The 15,373-nt window shown below is 70.3% G+C and carries 11 protein-coding genes; 6 read left to right on the top strand and 5 right to left on the bottom strand.

The window, feature by feature from the left end; all coding sequences use genetic code 11:
• Nucleotides 1-366 precede the first annotated feature (366 nt).
• The gene (locus tag JOL79_RS31580; protein WP_210159590.1) at nucleotides 367-1,668 is read left to right on the top strand and encodes a GGDEF domain-containing protein; all 1,302 of its coding nucleotides are present in this window, start codon (nucleotides 367-369) and stop codon (nucleotides 1,666-1,668) included.
• Nucleotides 1,669-1,678: 10 nt separating this feature from the next.
• A complete protein-coding gene (gene ettA, locus JOL79_RS31575; RefSeq protein ID WP_210159589.1) occupies nucleotides 1,679-3,343 on the top strand; it encodes an energy-dependent translational throttle protein EttA in 1,665 nt (554 codons plus the stop codon).
• A 54-nt stretch (nucleotides 3,344-3,397) separates the two neighbouring features.
• Here ettA and JOL79_RS31570 read toward each other — a convergent pair whose 3' ends face one another.
• The 4 genes from JOL79_RS31570 to JOL79_RS31555 form a co-directional block, all read right to left on the bottom strand.
• Entirely contained in the window at nucleotides 3,398-4,948 is a 1,551-nt protein-coding gene (locus tag JOL79_RS31570; protein ID WP_210159588.1) for a glycoside hydrolase family 13 protein, read from the bottom strand.
• Nucleotides 4,949-4,978: 30 nt separating this feature from the next.
• Nucleotides 4,979-5,365: a globin gene (locus JOL79_RS31565; protein WP_307848836.1), complete on the bottom strand. Its 387-nt coding sequence runs from the start codon at nucleotides 5,363-5,365 to the stop codon at nucleotides 4,979-4,981.
• 34 nt (nucleotides 5,366-5,399) lie between these two features.
• On the bottom strand, nucleotides 5,400-6,428 hold the full coding sequence (locus tag JOL79_RS31560; protein WP_307848835.1) for a mechanosensitive ion channel family protein: 1,029 nt from the start codon (nucleotides 6,426-6,428) through the stop codon (nucleotides 5,400-5,402).
• A gap of 540 nt (nucleotides 6,429-6,968) precedes the next feature.
• Nucleotides 6,969-7,229 carry a hypothetical protein gene (locus tag JOL79_RS31555; RefSeq protein WP_210159587.1) on the bottom strand — a complete coding sequence of 87 codons (261 nt, stop codon included), beginning with the start codon at nucleotides 7,227-7,229 and terminating at the stop codon, nucleotides 6,969-6,971.
• 337 nt (nucleotides 7,230-7,566) lie between these two features.
• Between JOL79_RS31555 and JOL79_RS31550 the strand changes: the two genes are divergently transcribed.
• From JOL79_RS31550 to purU, 4 genes are all read left to right on the top strand, one after another.
• Nucleotides 7,567-9,150 carry an NsdA family TPR-like regulatory protein gene (locus JOL79_RS31550; protein WP_210159586.1) on the top strand — a complete coding sequence of 528 codons (1,584 nt, stop codon included), beginning with the start codon at nucleotides 7,567-7,569 and terminating at the stop codon, nucleotides 9,148-9,150.
• Nucleotides 9,151-9,186: 36 nt separating this feature from the next.
• Nucleotides 9,187-9,762: a GNAT family N-acetyltransferase gene (locus JOL79_RS31545; protein WP_230985850.1), complete on the top strand. Its 576-nt coding sequence runs from the start codon at nucleotides 9,187-9,189 to the stop codon at nucleotides 9,760-9,762.
• A gap of 150 nt (nucleotides 9,763-9,912) precedes the next feature.
• On the top strand, nucleotides 9,913-11,982 hold the full coding sequence (locus tag JOL79_RS31540; protein ID WP_210159585.1) for a tetratricopeptide repeat protein: 2,070 nt from the start codon (nucleotides 9,913-9,915) through the stop codon (nucleotides 11,980-11,982).
• A 119-nt stretch (nucleotides 11,983-12,101) separates the two neighbouring features.
• On the top strand, nucleotides 12,102-12,950 hold the full coding sequence (purU, locus tag JOL79_RS31535; RefSeq protein ID WP_210159584.1) for a formyltetrahydrofolate deformylase: 849 nt from the start codon (nucleotides 12,102-12,104) through the stop codon (nucleotides 12,948-12,950).
• Between the two features lie 69 nt (nucleotides 12,951-13,019).
• On the opposite strand, the gene JOL79_RS31530 is transcribed toward purU, so the two are convergent.
• Nucleotides 13,020-15,098, bottom strand: a complete 2,079-nt coding sequence (locus JOL79_RS31530; protein WP_210159583.1) for a prolyl oligopeptidase family serine peptidase — start codon at nucleotides 15,096-15,098, stop codon at nucleotides 13,020-13,022.
• Nucleotides 15,099-15,373: the final 275 nt, after the last annotated feature.

Raw genomic sequence — 15,373 nt, 5'->3', positions numbered from 1 at the left:
GCCGAAGGGAGGGTGCGGGCGCCGACGCGGCTGGCGGTGGAGGGGCATCGGCCGTGCCCGGCCGGATGTCCGGCGCGGGGAGTCCGGGGGTCGGCCGATGGCGACGTCCGCGTCGCTACCAGAGCACCACAATCAGGTCCAGATGATGCCCCGCACCATGGCTGCTCCTTTCCCAACAAAACCCGCTCCGAGGAGCGGTTCCCCACCGTGATGGATCCGCGATCAAATCGCCGCAGACCCACCCGTAGGCCATCAGATCCAGATGGCCACCGTGCCAAGGTAGCGGTTCCCGTCGCGCGGCGCACACTCCGCAACTATTGTGTTACACATCGTGAAGTGCAGTTTGTGGTTGTGATGGGGGACTGCATGACGGTACCGGGTCAGACGTCGGCCAAGCCCCGAGACGCCATCGCCTCTCGGAGCCGATGGCCCCTGCTGGCGCAGCCGACCGCTCTCGTGGCCTACCTGTGCGCCATAGTCGCCCTCGATCTGACCCTTCTCGGCACCATGACCAGGACGACCGCGTTCCGGGTGGACGACATGGTCACGTTCCTGGCCCTGATGGGCTGCGGGGCCGTCTGCATCGAGGCCACGCGGCGCCTGGGGATGCCCGCGGGCGTGAGCCGCGACCTGCTTTCGGCCTGGTGGCTGCCGGTGGCGTTCCTGCTGCCGCCCGTCTACGCGCTGCTCGCGCCGGTGCCGCTGCAGATCCTTCTGCAGTTGCGGGTGCGGGCCACGCTCGTCTACCGGCGGGTCTTCAGCGCGGCCGCGATCGGGCTGGCGGCCGGTGCGGCCTCGGCCGTCTTCCATCACTGGATCCGCGACCCCGCCCAGCTTCACGGCGGCACGGGTGGGCCCATCGCGCTCGCCGCCGGCTCGGCCGTGATCTTCACCGTGCTCAACACCGCGCTCATCGCGGTCGCCGCGCACGCCAACGATCCCGAGGGCAGCTGGGGTGAGGTCCTCTGGGATCGTGAGCGTCTCCTGCTCGACGCGGTGGAGCTGTGCCTGGGCGTGGTCGTGGCCGTCGTCTGTGGTCTCAACCTGGCGCTGCTGCTGCTCGTCCTGCCGCCTGTCGTCCTGCTCCAGCGGAGCCTGCTCCACGCCCAGCTCCAGGCGGCCGCCCGCACCGACCCCAAGACGGGGCTGCTCAACGCCGCGGCCTGGCAGCGCGAGGCCGACACGGAAATCATCAGGGCGCAGCGGACGGGAGTCCCGCTCGCCCTGGTCCTGGTCGACATCGACCACTTCAAGAAGGTCAACGACACCTATGGTCATCTGGTCGGCGACCAGGTGCTGATCCAGGTGGCGACCACCCTGCGTTCCCAGCTCCGGGAGTACGACGTGGTGGGCCGGTTCGGCGGCGAGGAGTTCGTGGTGCTCCTGCCGGGCGCCGACGTGCACGAGGCGCGCCGGGTGGCCGAGCGCCTGCGCCGCCGGGTGGGCCGGATGGCCGTCGCCGCGGAGCAGGCGGCGGTGACGGTGACGGTCAGCGCCGGTGTGGCGATCATGAACGTGCACGGGGACGACCTGATCGAGCTGCTGGCCGCGGCCGATCTCGCCCTCTATCGGGCGAAGGAGCTCGGCCGGGACCGGATCTGTCTCCCCGCGACTCCGGCCGCTCCTCCGCAGCAGCGGGCGGACGGCGCAACCGGCGCGATCCCCTAGGCTTGAGAGCATGCCGGAGTACATCTACACGCTGCAGCGCGTGCGCAAGGCGCACGGTGACAAGGTTGTCCTCGACGACGTCACTCTGTCGTTCCTGCCGGGCGCCAAGATCGGCGTGCTCGGCCCGAACGGCACGGGCAAGTCGACGCTGCTCAAGATGATGGCGGGCTTGGAGCAGCCGTCCAACGGCGAGGCCCGGCTGATGCCCGGCTTCACCGTCGGCATCCTCCAGCAGGAGCCCACACTCAACGAGTCGAAGACCGTGCTCGGGAACGTCCAGGAGGGCGTCGCCGAGACCAAGGCGATGCTCGACCGTTTCAACGCGATCGCCGAGCAGATGGCCACCGACTACAGCGACGAGCTGCTGGACGAGATGGGCCGGCTCCAGGACGCCCTCGATCACCGCAACGCGTGGGATCTCGACAGCCAGCTCGAGCAGGCCATGGACGCGCTGCGCTGCCCGCCTCCGGACGCCGAGGTCTCCCAGCTCTCCGGTGGAGAGCGCCGCCGGGTCGCCCTGTGCAAGCTGCTCCTGGAGCAGCCCGATCTGCTGCTGCTCGACGAGCCCACCAACCACCTCGACGCCGAGAGCGTCCAGTGGCTGGAGCAGCATCTGGAGAAGTACCCCGGCACCGTGCTGGCCGTCACCCACGACCGTTACTTCCTCGACAACGTGGCCAACTGGATCCTTGAGCTCGACCGTGGCCGCTGCTACCCCTACGAGGGCAACTACTCGACCTACCTGGAGGCCAAGGCGGCCCGTCTGAAGGTCGAGGGGCAGAAGGACGCCAAGCGCAAGAAGCGCCTGGAGGAAGAGCTCCAGTGGGTGCGCTCCAACGCGCGCGCCCGGCAGACCAAGAGCCGAGCCCGTCTCCAGCGCTACGAGGAGATGGCCGCCGAAGCCGACAAGTACCGCAAGCTCGACTTCGAGGAGATCCAGATCCCGCCGGGCCCGCGCCTGGGCACGACGGTCATCCGGGCCGAGAAGCTGAGCAAGGGTTTCGGCGACCGGCTGCTCATGGACGAGATCTCCTTCGATCTGCCGCGCAACGGCATCGTCGGCGTCATCGGCCCGAACGGCGTCGGCAAGACCACGCTGTTCCGGATGATCATCGGTGGGGAGACCCCGGACAGCGGGTCGATCACCGTCGGCGACACCGTCAAGATTTCCTATGTCGACCAGGGCCGCGGCGGAATCGACCCGAAGAAGAACGTCTGGCAGGTCGTCTCCGACGGGCTCGACCACATCAAGGTCGGCAACGTCGAGATGCCGTCCCGGGCGTATGTCGCGGCCTTCGGCTTCAAGGGCCCCGACCAGCAGAAGCTCGCGGGCGTCCTGTCCGGCGGAGAGCGCAACCGGCTCAACCTCGCGCTCACGCTCAAGCAGGGCGGCAACGTGCTCCTGCTCGACGAGCCCACCAACGACCTCGACACCGAGACGCTCTCCAGCCTGGAGAACGCGCTGCTCGACTTCCCGGGATGCGCCGTGATCACGTCGCACGACCGGTGGTTCCTGGACCGCATCGCCACCCACATCCTGGCGTGGGAGGAAGGCTCGAACTGGTTCTGGTTCGAGGGCAACTTCGCCGACTACGAGAAGAACAAGGTCGAGCGCCTCGGCGCTGACGCCGCCCGCCCGCACCGGGTGACGTACCGGAAGCTGACCCGCGAGTAAGCGGACCGCGCCGGTTCTCTGCCCCGGCCCGGAGCCGGGGCAGAGGGCCGGCGGTCAGTCGTCGAGGAGCCAGGCGGCCGTGTCGGGCGGCAGATCAGTGCCGTCGAGGGGGCCGCTGGACAGCAGGACCCGCTCGTGCGGGGGCAGCGGAACGGCCTCCTCACCGCAGTTGATCACGGCTGTCAGCCGTCCGCGCCGGAAGAACAGCGCGTCGCCCGGCGCGTCCGCCCAGGCGATGGTGCCGGGCAGCGTGCCGCGCAGTTCCTTCCTGGCCGCCAGAGCCCTCCGGTAGAACCACAGCGTGGAGGAGGGGTCGGCCGCCTGCCGCTCCGCCGTCAGCTCCGCCCAGTCCGCCGGCTGGGGCAGCCACGACCCGCCCTCCCCGAAGCCGTACGGCGGGGCGGTGCCCGACCAGGGCAGCGGCACCCGGCAGCCGTCCCGGCCGAGGATCTCGCCGCCGGAGCGAGTGAAGATCGGGTCCTGCCGCGCCTCCGGGGGAAGATCCTTCACCTCGGGGAGGCCCAGTTCCTCCCCCTGGTAGAGGTACGCCGACCCGGGTAGAGCCAGCATGGTCAGGAGCGCCGCGCGTCCCCTGGCCGGGCCGGCGGACGGATCGAGCGACCCCTCCCCATATCGGGTGACGTGCCGTACGACGTCGTGGTTGGACAGGACCCAGGTCGGCGCGGGCATGGCGCGCAGCGTGTCATCGATGACCTTCCGGAAGGCCGTCGCCGACCAGGGCGCCTCCAGCCAGGCGAAGTTGAAGCTCTGGTGCAGTTCGTCCGGCCGCACATAGAGGGCGAGGTCGTCCGCCGAGTAGGTCCACACCTCGCCCACCGCGGCCCGGGGGCCGGGATAGGTGTCCAGCAGCCGGCGCCAGTCGCGGTAGATCTCGTGGACCTCCGGCCGGCTCCAGATGGGCGAGCTCTCGTTGAAGCCGGGCTCGGTGTCGGGCAGCCCCTCGGCCTTGATCAGTCCCATGGCGACGTCGATGCGGAAGCCGTCCACGCCCCGATCGAGCCAGAAGCGCAGGATGTCGCGGAACTCCTCCCGCACTTCGGGGTTGCGCCAGTTGAAATCGGGCTGCTGGGGGGCGAAGAGGTGGAGGTACCACTGCCCGTCGGGCACCTGGGTCCAGGCCGGTCCGCCGAAGGTGGACAGCCAGTTGTTCGGCTCTCTACGGCCGCCTGTGATCGCGGGGTCGGCCCCGTCTCTGAACATGTACCGGTCGCGCTCCGGCGACCCGGGAGGGGACGCCAGGGCCTTCTGGAACCACGGGTGGGCCGAGGAGCTGTGGTTCGGCACGATGTCGATCATCAGGCGCACGCCATGGGCGTGGGCGTCGGCCATCAGGGCGTCGAACTCGTCGAGAGTGCCGAAGAGGGGGTCGACGTCGCGGTAGTCGGCCACGTCGTAGCCGCCGTCCGCCATGGGGGAGGGGTAGAAGGGGGTCAGCCAGACGGCGTCGACGCCGAGCTCCGCCAGGTACGGCAGCCGGCTGCGGATGCCGGCGAGATCCCCGATCCCGTCCCCCGAGCCGTCGGCGAAGCTGCGGACATAGATCTCATAGACGACGGCGTCATGCCACCAGGGGGTCGATTCCATGCCTGACTCGCTGCCCGCTCCTTGCCCGGCCTATACCTGGTTGACCAGGCTGTGGGCGGCGTAGACCAAGTAGTCCCAGAGCTGCCGCTCCTGCTCGGCGGGCAGGTCCAGTGAGCGGACCGCGTCGCCCATGTGGCGCAGCCAGGCGTCCCGCTCGGCCTCCCCGATCGAGAACGGGACGTGGCGCATGCGCAGCCGGGGATGGCCGCGCTGCTCGCTGTAGGTCTTCGGCCCGCCCCAGTATTGGATGAGGAACATGCGGAGCCGCTCCTCCGCCCCCGCGAGGTCCTCCTCCGGGTAGAGCGGCCGCAGCAGCGGATCTTCGGCCACACCCTCGTAGAACCGGTGGACGAGCCGCCGGAAGCTCTCCTCGCCGCCGATCGCCTCGTAGAAGGACAGGGTCTGCTCGCTGGTCACCGTCTCAGCCTAAGTCAGCTACCCACCGGTAAGGTCAGGCCGTCAGGGACGCGAACGTGAGGCCCTTCTCGTCGAACGCGCGCTTCATCCGCAGCCGCAGCTCGCGCGCGACCTCCGTCTGCTTCGCCGGAGCCGTCTTGACGCTGATCCGGAAGATGACCGCGCTCTCCGACACCTGCTCCAGCCCGTAGACCTGGGGCTCCTCGACGATGAGAGTTTCCCGGAAGTCGGGGTCCTCCCACAGGTCCGAGGCGATGCCCTTCAGCAGCTCGCGGATCGCCGCCACGTCGGCCGCGTACGGCACCGGCACGTCGACGAGCGCGCGCGACCAGCCCTGCGACTCGTTGCCCACCCGGCTGATGGTGCCGTTGCGGACGTACCAGACCTTGCCGTCGCCGTCCCGCAGTCGGGTGATGCGCAGGGTGACCGCCTCCACTGTGCCGGTGGCCACCCCGGTGTCGATGACGTCGCCCACGCCGTACTGGTCCTCCAGCAGCATGAACATGCCGGCGATGAAGTCCTTGACGAGCTCCTGCGCGCCGAAGCCGACGGCGACGCCCAGGATGCCGACGCTGGTGAGCAGCGGCCCGAGGGGCAGGCCGAGGCGTTGCAGCATGGTGAGCGCCGCGGTGCCGAGGATGATCACAGAAGCGAGGCTGCGCAGCACCGACCCCATGGTCTCGGCCCGCTGCCTGCGCCGCTCCGTGAAGAGCACGGTGGCGGCGTCGGTCGCGCCCGACAGCGCGGCCCTGGTCCGGAGTCGTTCGGGCAGCACGCCCTCGCTGGCCCGGATCGTCAGGGTCGTGATGAGCCGGTGGGCCACCTTACGGACGATCAGCGCCCCGGCGAGGATCAGCGCCAGGACCAGGATCACGTCCGCCGCGCCCGCCACCAGCGGCACCCAGGCCGGGGGCTTCGATCCGTCGTACGAGGCGTTGATGACGCTGCAGACCAGGCCCTCGCTCTTCTCGCACGCCGTCGTGATGTTCTGGACGAGCTGGCCCGGGTCGGGCAGGTCGGGATCAGTCGGCGGGGTGGGTGTCGCGGGCGTCAGCGGCAACACGAGGTAGATCCCCCTCGGATCGGTTCAGGCGCGCGGGCTTCTCGGTCGAGAACCTAGCGCATACCGCGGACTGAACCGGCCTCCGTCACGACGCCGGGGAAGACGGGAGCGCGCCCGAGGCCCGGGACCGCGGAGGGCGGGCCGGGAACGCTCCGGTGACGGACGGCAGGGCGGGGACACGCACCCGGAAGCGCGTCCGTCGCCATTCTCCAAGAGGGGGATCCCCCCCATGACCGGCCGGATTCGCCCCGAGGGGCGGTCCGGCCGGCGTCTCAGGCGTCCGGCGCGCGCCGCGTGGGCGCACCGGACGTACGGCACGGTGAGACGTACGGCGTGGTGAAGACAGCGATGAAGGGATAGGGCGCGGTGAGGACAAACGGCTCGGTGACGACAGGGACCGGCGGGATGCCGCAACGCTCGCCGAGCCGTGGGGCACGGCCGGTGAGCGCTCCGCACCGGGCATTCCGCCGGCCCCGCCGAGCCGCGGTGGGCGCGGCGTACCGAAGGCGGCTGCGTTCCACTTCGGTCCGCCGCCTTCCCCTACTCGCTCACCGCGGCGAGCACACGGGCGACCTTGGTGGCGGCGCCCGCGGGGTCGTCCGCCCCGTGCATCCGCTCGCCCCACGACCACCAGTAGTCGGCGGCCCGGCAGACAACGTTCTCGGTGAGGCTCGTCGCGCTGGGGTTGATCACCCGGACGTACGCGCGTCCCGATCGGGTGCGCACGACACGCGCGATGAGGCCCCGGGCGTCGAGTTCGGCCACCAGGCGTTCCAGCCGCCGGAAATCGTCCTCCCCCACCTCGAGTCCTCCTTTGATTCGGCTGCTGGCCGATTTGTGGGCTTTCACGCTCCGGTTGTTCGGAGCGGCTCGCCACACGATGACTCACCGAACAGATTGGGTCAACGACCTGAGAAGACGCCTGTGGTGGAGGAAAACCCAAGTCGGTTGAAAGAAACACCCCGGCAGAGGACGATCCTTAGTCGGCACGTTCAAAAACAGGGCTTGGCCAAGCGATGCCCGGTCCATCATCATGGTGGGGGCGGAGTGCGACTGTCGCGTCACGCACCGTCATTGACTGGACCGGTCGGAACACCTATGGCTGCGATTTGCGGCCGGCCGCGAGAGAGGGGCCGGAATGTCCGGCAGGCAACACCGTGAGACGGAGATCGCGAGGCGGATCAGGGCGCGCGGACTCGCCGTGGGCCGCGCGCTGGCCGAGATCGCCGAGGAGATCCACGATGTCTGCGGCGCGCAGTTCGGCACCACGAGGATCAAGGCCCACCGACTCTCGAACGGCATCGCGCTCGCCGATGTGATCGAACAGGTGCGCGCGCTTTTCGAGAGAGACGGAAAGCCTGTGCCGGGCATCGGGGAGACGCTACTGTCCGCGTACGAGTCGGGAATGAAGCGTCCCGGTCCGGAATATCTCCACTACCTGTGTTCGGTCTACCGGGTCGAGCCGCCGGCCCTGGGATTCGACGGCCCCTGCATCTGTGGTCACGGCCACGTGATCGCGAGTGTCCCGGGTGGCGGGGAACCACAACAGGACAGACCAGACACTTCCCTCGTTGAGCGTGAGATTCCGGCCCCCGCAAAGGGCGGACACCACTGCGCGGACGGGGGCGAGGAGGACGAGAACGTGCTACGGAGGACGCTGCTGACACTCCTCGCCGGCACCACCGCGTCGAAGGTGGCCGGCTTGGACAGCGAGGTGCTGGCCGCGATGGAGAATCTCCGGCGGCGGATGGACGTCACAATGGTGACGGCCACCGTCTCCCCGGCGATGCTCGATCAGTGGGAACAGTCGACCACGGGGTTCGGCCGTCAGTACATGAACGCTCCACCGCTGCGACTGCTGTGCGACGTCATGCTGGAGTTCTCGGCGGTGCGCAAGGCCCTGGAGCACCGGCAGCCGGTCGACGTGCAGGAGCGACTCTGCAGGATGGCCGCCCAGCTCGCCGGGCTGTCCGGCATGATCATGATCGACCTCGGCGATCACCGCCTCGCCCGTTCCTTCTTCCGCACCGGGCGCACCGCGGCCGACGAGACCGGCGACCGGGCGCTGCGCGCCTGGGTGACCGCCCGCGAGGCATTGGTGCCCCTCTACTACGGAGACCCGCGCGAGGCTCTCACCCTGGCGAAGAAGAGCCGCGACATGGCCGGGCACACACCGTGCGCGGCGCGGACGATGGCGCCCGTGGTCGAGGCGCGGGCCCTCGCCATGCTCGCCGGCACCAACGGGTCCCGCCACGAGGTGGTCGAGCAGGCCAAGCGCGCCCTTCATCGCGCCAGGGCGGCCTTCCAGCAGATGAACGCCAGCGACCAGGCGGACGCGGCCTTCGGCTACACCGAGCGGCAGCTCTACTTCTACCAGGGCGACGTGCTGGTGAAGCTGGGGCAGACCACCGAGGCCGACCTCATCTTGGAGCAGGCGCTCGGCAAATACTCCGGCGAGGACCTGCTCGACCAGACCCTCATCCGGTTCGACCGGGCCCGGTGCCGGTTGATCGAGGGCGACGCCGAGGGGGCCATCCACATGGGCCGGGAGGCCATCGAGCACGTCGCGGCGGAATACCGGACCGAGCTGATCCTGCGGCCCGCCTACGATCTCATCAGGGACATCCAGGCCGAGGCGGGGGAGAGCCCGAAGCTCACGGAGTTCCGCGATCTGCTGCGGCCCGCCACGTTAGCCGCCCCGGTTTCGGGTCAGGACGTGTAGTGACGCGCAGGGACGGAGCGGGCCTGAGGAGGATCCATGGCGGGTGCCCCTATGTCGTCACCGGACCGGTCGTCGCGTGGAGACGCTGACGAGAGCAGGCGGCCGATGACGCCGCGCCTGCGGATCCGGCGCTTCCACTGGTCGGATCTCGACACCGTGTGGTCCCTGCACCAGGTGGCGCTGGCGCAGGTCGGGCTCACGCCCGGAGACGGCGTCTACTACGACGACGACTTCCCGCACATCACCGAGGTCTACGTGGCGGGCGGTGGCGACTTCCTCGTCGGGACGATCAGCCGGACGGGCATCGTCGCCATGGGTGGGCTGCGCCGCGTGGACGACCACACCGCCGAGATGTGCCGCCTGCGGGTCCATCCCGAGCACCAGCGGCGCGGGTACGGCAGGCAGATGATGCGGGCCCTGGAGAGTCGTGCCCGCGCTCTCGGCTTCTCCGCGCTCATCGGGGACACCACCCTCCGGCAGGTGGCCGCGGTCGAGATGTACCGAAGGGCCGGGTGGCGCGAATTGCGGCGCGAGGTACGAGGCGACAATGTCGTCCTTTATATAGAGAAGCGGCTCGACGCCACGGTTTCTCCGTTTTCAAGTGTTAGATAGTTGTTTCATGCCTTGGCGGATGACTGATCACCTTCGATACTTGTTCCTTGTCCCGTCCGACCATGGGGAAGAAGGAACGATGAAGAAGATCATCATCCGCAAGCCAGGCACCAGGAAGCTCACCGGCACCTCGAGTGTGATCCACAAGGGGTGAGCCGCCCGCCGCGCCACATCTGGGTCCAGGGGACGCTGTCGCGCGACCGAAAGGCCGTGCTCCGCACCGTCGAGGTGCCCGCGCCCCTGACGACCGTGGTGAACGGACACCGCAGGCTGCGGGGCCCGTACACGGTGGGAGGAGCGGTGCTCCGTGCCCTGGTTCCGGAGGCGTTGGAGCGTTCCGAGGCTCTGGTGGCCGAGCACGACATCGAGATCCGGGCCACGGCGCCGGACCTGCGGCCGCTGGTTCCGGCGCGCAGGCAGCTGGTCGAGTCGCGTCTGCCGGAGGACGAGCGGATTCTCGTCCCCGCCCCCCGGCGGACGCTACGCATCGCCAACGGTCTGGCCGAGTTCGTCCGCGACTGCCTCCGCGGCGACTCCCGCGGCGACTCCCGTGGCGACTCCCGCGACGACTCCCGTGACCGCCTCGGCGGGCCCGCCGCTCTGCTGGTGGACAACCTGCACGAGGCGGACCCGACCGATCTGGAGCTGTTGCGTGTACTTGCGCGCCGCGTGGACGACCTCACGCTCGTGCTCGCGTCCCCACAGCCGCCGCCGGCCGCTCTGGGCGGTTCCTTCCGGGTGATCCAGGCCCCCGCGCGCGGACTGCCTCCGGAGAGCGCGAACGACTATGTCGGCTCCGACGGCACCTGCGACGATCCCGCGGCGTACCGGGCCTATCTGGATCTGCCGCCGGCCGAGCGTGCGCGCCTGCACGCGGCGCGGGCCGCCCTGCTGGGACCGGAGTCCGCGCTCGGGGCGCTGCCGTACCACCTCGAACACGGCGATGATCCCGACGCCGCGCTCCGCGCGCTGTGGGCGGCGGTGGATCACTGCGTGGGCGAGGGCTTCCTCGACGCCGTCGTCGACCTGGGGATGCGGGGGCTCCGGCTCGCCGAGCCCGGCTCCGACCTGTGGTGGCGGCTCACCCAGCGTACGGCCACGGCGCTGGGCGGGCTGGGGCGGCGGGAGGAGGCCCTCCGGCTCTACCATCAGGCGCGTCAGATCAGCGTCGACCCGGAGGTCCACGCGGCGTCCGCGTACGGCACGGCGATGCTGGACGCGCGGCATCCCGATCCGGGCAGGCGCAACCTGCCCAGGGCCACCGGCTGGATCAACGAGGCGATCGCCGTCTCCACACTGCTGTCCGACCGGAGGCTGCGGGCGTTCAAGCTCGGGTTCGACCAGAACGGCCGGGCGCTGATCGAGCTGAGGCAGGGCCGGGTGGGCGCGGCCCTGGAGTTGGTGCAGGCCGCGATCGATCTCGCCGAGCGGGACCTGCCGCCGCAGGCGCACCCGCTGCACCGGATGGTGCTGTACGCCAACCGGGCGCAGTTACTCGCCCGCAGCGGCCGCGCCGAGGAGGCCCTGGACGACTTCCGGCGTGCCATCGCCATCGACCCGTTCTTCCCCGACCACTATCTCGACCGGGGAAACCTGCTGTTCGAGCTGGGCCGGTTGGACGAGGCACTGGCCGATTACGAGACCGCCATCCGGGTCAGCCCACCGCTGCCGGAGGCGTACTACAACCGGGCGGAGCTCCGGCTGGCCCAGGGCGATCTCCCGCTGGCCAAGGAGGACCTCGACCACGTGCTCGACCTCGACCCCGACTACCTCGACGCGTACGTGAACCGGGCGGGCATCCTGGAGGTCCTGGGCGAGCACGAGGCGGCCCGCCGTGACGTGGAGGCCGGGCTCGCCGCCGACCCCGGCAACGCCCACCTCCTCGGCGTGCTCGGGCAGCTGGAGACGGCCGAGGGCCGGTACGCCGAGGCGGCCGCCGCGTTCGACGCCGCGCTCGCGGCCCGGCCCGGCCTCGCCTCCGCCTGGGCCAACCGAGCCGTTCTGCGGTACGAGAGCGGCGACGTGGAAGGGGCGGTGGCCGACCTCACCCGGGCCATCGAGCTGGGCGAGGACGCGGCGCTGTACTTCAACCGGGCGACCGCCCTGGCGGCGCTCGGCCGCGACGGCGAGGCGGAGGCGGACCTGCGTGCCGCCCAGGCGCTCGACCCCGGCGATCCGGAGATCCGTTCGGCTCTGGAGCGGTTCGAGAAGGCCGGCTGACCCGCGGCGTGAGCGGTGCGGCGGCGATGCGGGCCGGGCGGCCCATGTCGCCGCCGGTCCGGGTAGCGGGTGGCCCTACCCTTGAACCCAATGGACGCACTCCCCCCGAGGACCCACGCATGAGCGCTGAATACGTGCTGACCCTGTCCTGCCCGGACCGACCCGGCGTGGTCGCGGCCGTCTCGGGCCTGCTGGCGCGGCACGGCTGCAACATCATCGAAAGTCAGCAGTTCGGCGACCCGGTCGCCGTCCGGTTCTTCATGCGGGTGCAGTTCGCCGCCACACTCTCCGTGGACGATCTGCGCGCCGAGTTCGCGGCGCTGGCGCCGGAGTTCGGCATGGATTTCCAGCTGTTCGACAGCGCGGTGAAGACCCGTGCCCTGGTGCTGGTCAGCCGGTTCGACCACTGCCTCAACGACCTGCTCTACCGGGTGCGCTCAGGCCTGCTGCCCATCGAGATCGCCGGAGTCGCGTCGAACCACCCCGACCTGCGGCCGCTGACCCAGTCGTACGGGGTGGAGTATCACCACCTGCCGGTCGACGCTGGATCCAAGCCCCGGCAGGAGGCCGAGATCCTGACGCTCGTCGACCACTACCAGGCCGACCTGGTGGTGCTGGCCCGATACATGCAGGTGCTGTCCGAGGACATGTGCGCCAAGCTCGCCGGGCGGATGATCAACATCCATCACTCGTTCCTGCCGTCCTTCAAGGGCGCCAAGCCCTACCACCAGGCGTACGCGCGGGGGGTCAAACTCATCGGCGCGACCGCCCACTACGTCACGCCCGACCTCGACGAGGGGCCGATCATCGAGCAGGAGGTCGCCCGGGTGAATCACACTCACTCGCCGGAGGACCTCGCCGCGATGGGCCGCGACCTCGAATGCCAGGCGCTGGCGCGGGCCGTCCGCTGGCACGCCGAGCACCGCGTGCTGCTCGACGGCCACAAGACGGTGATCTTCCCCCGCTGAGCGTGCCGAGCCGGGCGACCGTGCTGCGTGGCCGCCCATGGCTACTGACTGCGCTCGGCTCTTTCCGCGTCAGGCCTCTGGTTGGCCGGTGACCGTGAGCCCGGTGTGCCGGGCCAGGAACGCGAGCTGGTCGGCCGCGAGTTCGACCGACTTGCTGACGGCGCGGGCGCCGTGTCCCACCTCGGTCTCGTTGCGCAGCAGGATCGGGGCGTCACCGGCCTGAGCGTGCTGGAGCGCCGCCGCCATCTTCCACGCGTGCAGCGGGTGCACCCGGGTGTCCGACGCGAAGACCGCGAACAGGGTCGCCGGATAGGTCACGCCCTCACGCACGTGATGGTACGGCGAGTAGCCCCACAGCCAGCCGAACTCCTCGGGCACGTCGGCGGAGCCGTACTCGACGTTCCAGGTCGCGCCGAGGCCGAACTTCTCGTACCGGATCATGTCCAGCAGCGGGGCGGAGCAGACCACCGCCGCGTAGAGCTCGGGGCGCTGGGTGAGTGCCGCTCCCACGAGGAGCCCGCCGTTCGACCCGCCGGAGATGGCCAGCCGGTCGGGGGTGGTCACCCCGGTGGCGATGAGGTGCTCAGCCGCGGCGTGCAGGTCGTCGAAGACGTTCTGCTTGTTGCCCAGCATGCCCGCACGGTGCCACTGCTCGCCCTGTTCGCCGCCGCCGCGCAGCTGCGCCACCGCGTAGACGCCGCCCGCCTCCACCCAGGCCAGGGCGGTCGCGGAGAAGCCCGGGGTCATCGAGATCCCGAAACCGCCGTAGCCGTAGAGGATGGTGGGCCGGGGGCCGGTCCCCTCCCGGGAGATCACCAGCATGTGCACCTCGGCGCCGTCCTTGGACCGGTAGACCACCTGCTCCGTCCGCGCCTGCGGCACCTCGACCGCGCCGGGCGGCGCCGCCCAGAGGGTGGTGGCGCCGGTGTCCGCGTCGAACCGGTAGACCGCCGTGGGCGTGATGTCGTCGGTGTAGCTGAACCACGCCTCGTGGCCGCCCTCGGGCCGCTCCGTGATCCCCCCGGTGGAGCCGAGACCGGGCAGTGGCACGTCGCCGACCCGCGCGCCCGACTCCAGCGCGTGGACGGTGATCTCCGAGATGGCGTGCCGCGTCCAGCCGACCAGCATGACCGGCTCCGCCGCGCCGTCGAGGACGGCGAAGTCGGACAGCACGGCCTCGGGGTCCTCGGGGACGAGGTCGCGCCAGTGCTCCCGGCCGGGCGTGGTGGGGGAGGTGACGCAGATACGGCCGCGAGGCGCGTCGAGGTCGGTGAAGACGTAGAGGCGGCCGTCCCGCCCGGCGTGAAGTGCCGTCTGAGCGTCCACGTTCTCCTGGACGGTGACCAGGCGGGGCGCGGTCGCCTCCGAGACGGACAGGTCGGCGAGCCACAGATCGTTACGCGGAGCCGTGCCCCGGGACGCGGAGATCGACAGCCAGCGGCCGTCGAGGGAGACCGACACGCCGTAGTAGTTCGTCTTCTCCAGGCCCTCACCGAAGATCAGGACGTCCTCGTCCGGGGACGTGCCGACGCGGTGGAGGTAGACCCGGCGGTGGTACTGCTCCTCGCCGGCCGGTACCGCTGAGGGCGCCAGCCGCCGGACGTAGTAGAAGGACTCACCCCCGGGCCGCCAGGCCACGGGGGAGTAGCGGCACCTGTCGATGGGCCCTTCGACGATCTCGCCGGTGGCCACGTCGATCACGTAGAGCCGCGACTCCTCGTCGCCGCCGACCGAGATCTGGTAGGCCAGCCGGTTGCCCTCCTTGTCGGGCTGGTAGGCGTCCAGTGTGGTCAGCCCGGAAGAGTCGAGCGCGGTCACGTCGAGCAGTACGCGCTCCTCGCCCGCCTCGCCGACGTAGAGGACCGGGTGCTCCTGGTCCGGAGTACGGCGGGTGAAGAACCGGCGCTCGCCCCGCCAGGAGGGCGTCCCGATCGAGCCGGAGCGCAGCAGTTCGGCGATGCGGGACCGGAAGTGCCGGCGGCCTTCGAGATCGGCCCGGCGGAACAGCTCCTCCTGCGCGTCCAGCCACTCCTTGGTCTCCGGAGCGTCCGCGTCCTCCAGCCACCGATACGGGTCGGGGACGGAGGTTCCGTGGATGTCGTCGACGATGGCGTCCCGGCGGGCGGGCGGATACGGCTGTCGCGTCATGCTGGCACTTTAGAACAGGCGAGGCCGTGGCGCGCGCCTCACGGTGCGTATCCGCCCAGGATGGGAGTAAAGGGAAGATCGGCGGGGCATAGAGGGAACAGGCGTCCTCGTCGTCCGCTCCGGTTCACCTTTATGGGGTGGCGAACCGGCCGCCCAAGAGGCCACACTTTGGTGAAGGGCGGTGCCGTGGTGACGATCCGCTGGGCCGTCCGGCGGAGGTCCCTGTGACGGAAGCATCCGGGTCCCAACCGACGGGGCCACAACCCAGGCGCACA

It is taken from the genome of Microbispora oryzae (assembly GCF_017896165.1).
Classification (GTDB): Bacteria; Actinomycetota; Actinomycetes; order Streptosporangiales; family Streptosporangiaceae; genus Microbispora; species Microbispora oryzae.
Note: the sequence above shows the minus strand (reverse complement) of the source record. Positions and strands in the feature narration are given on the sequence as shown.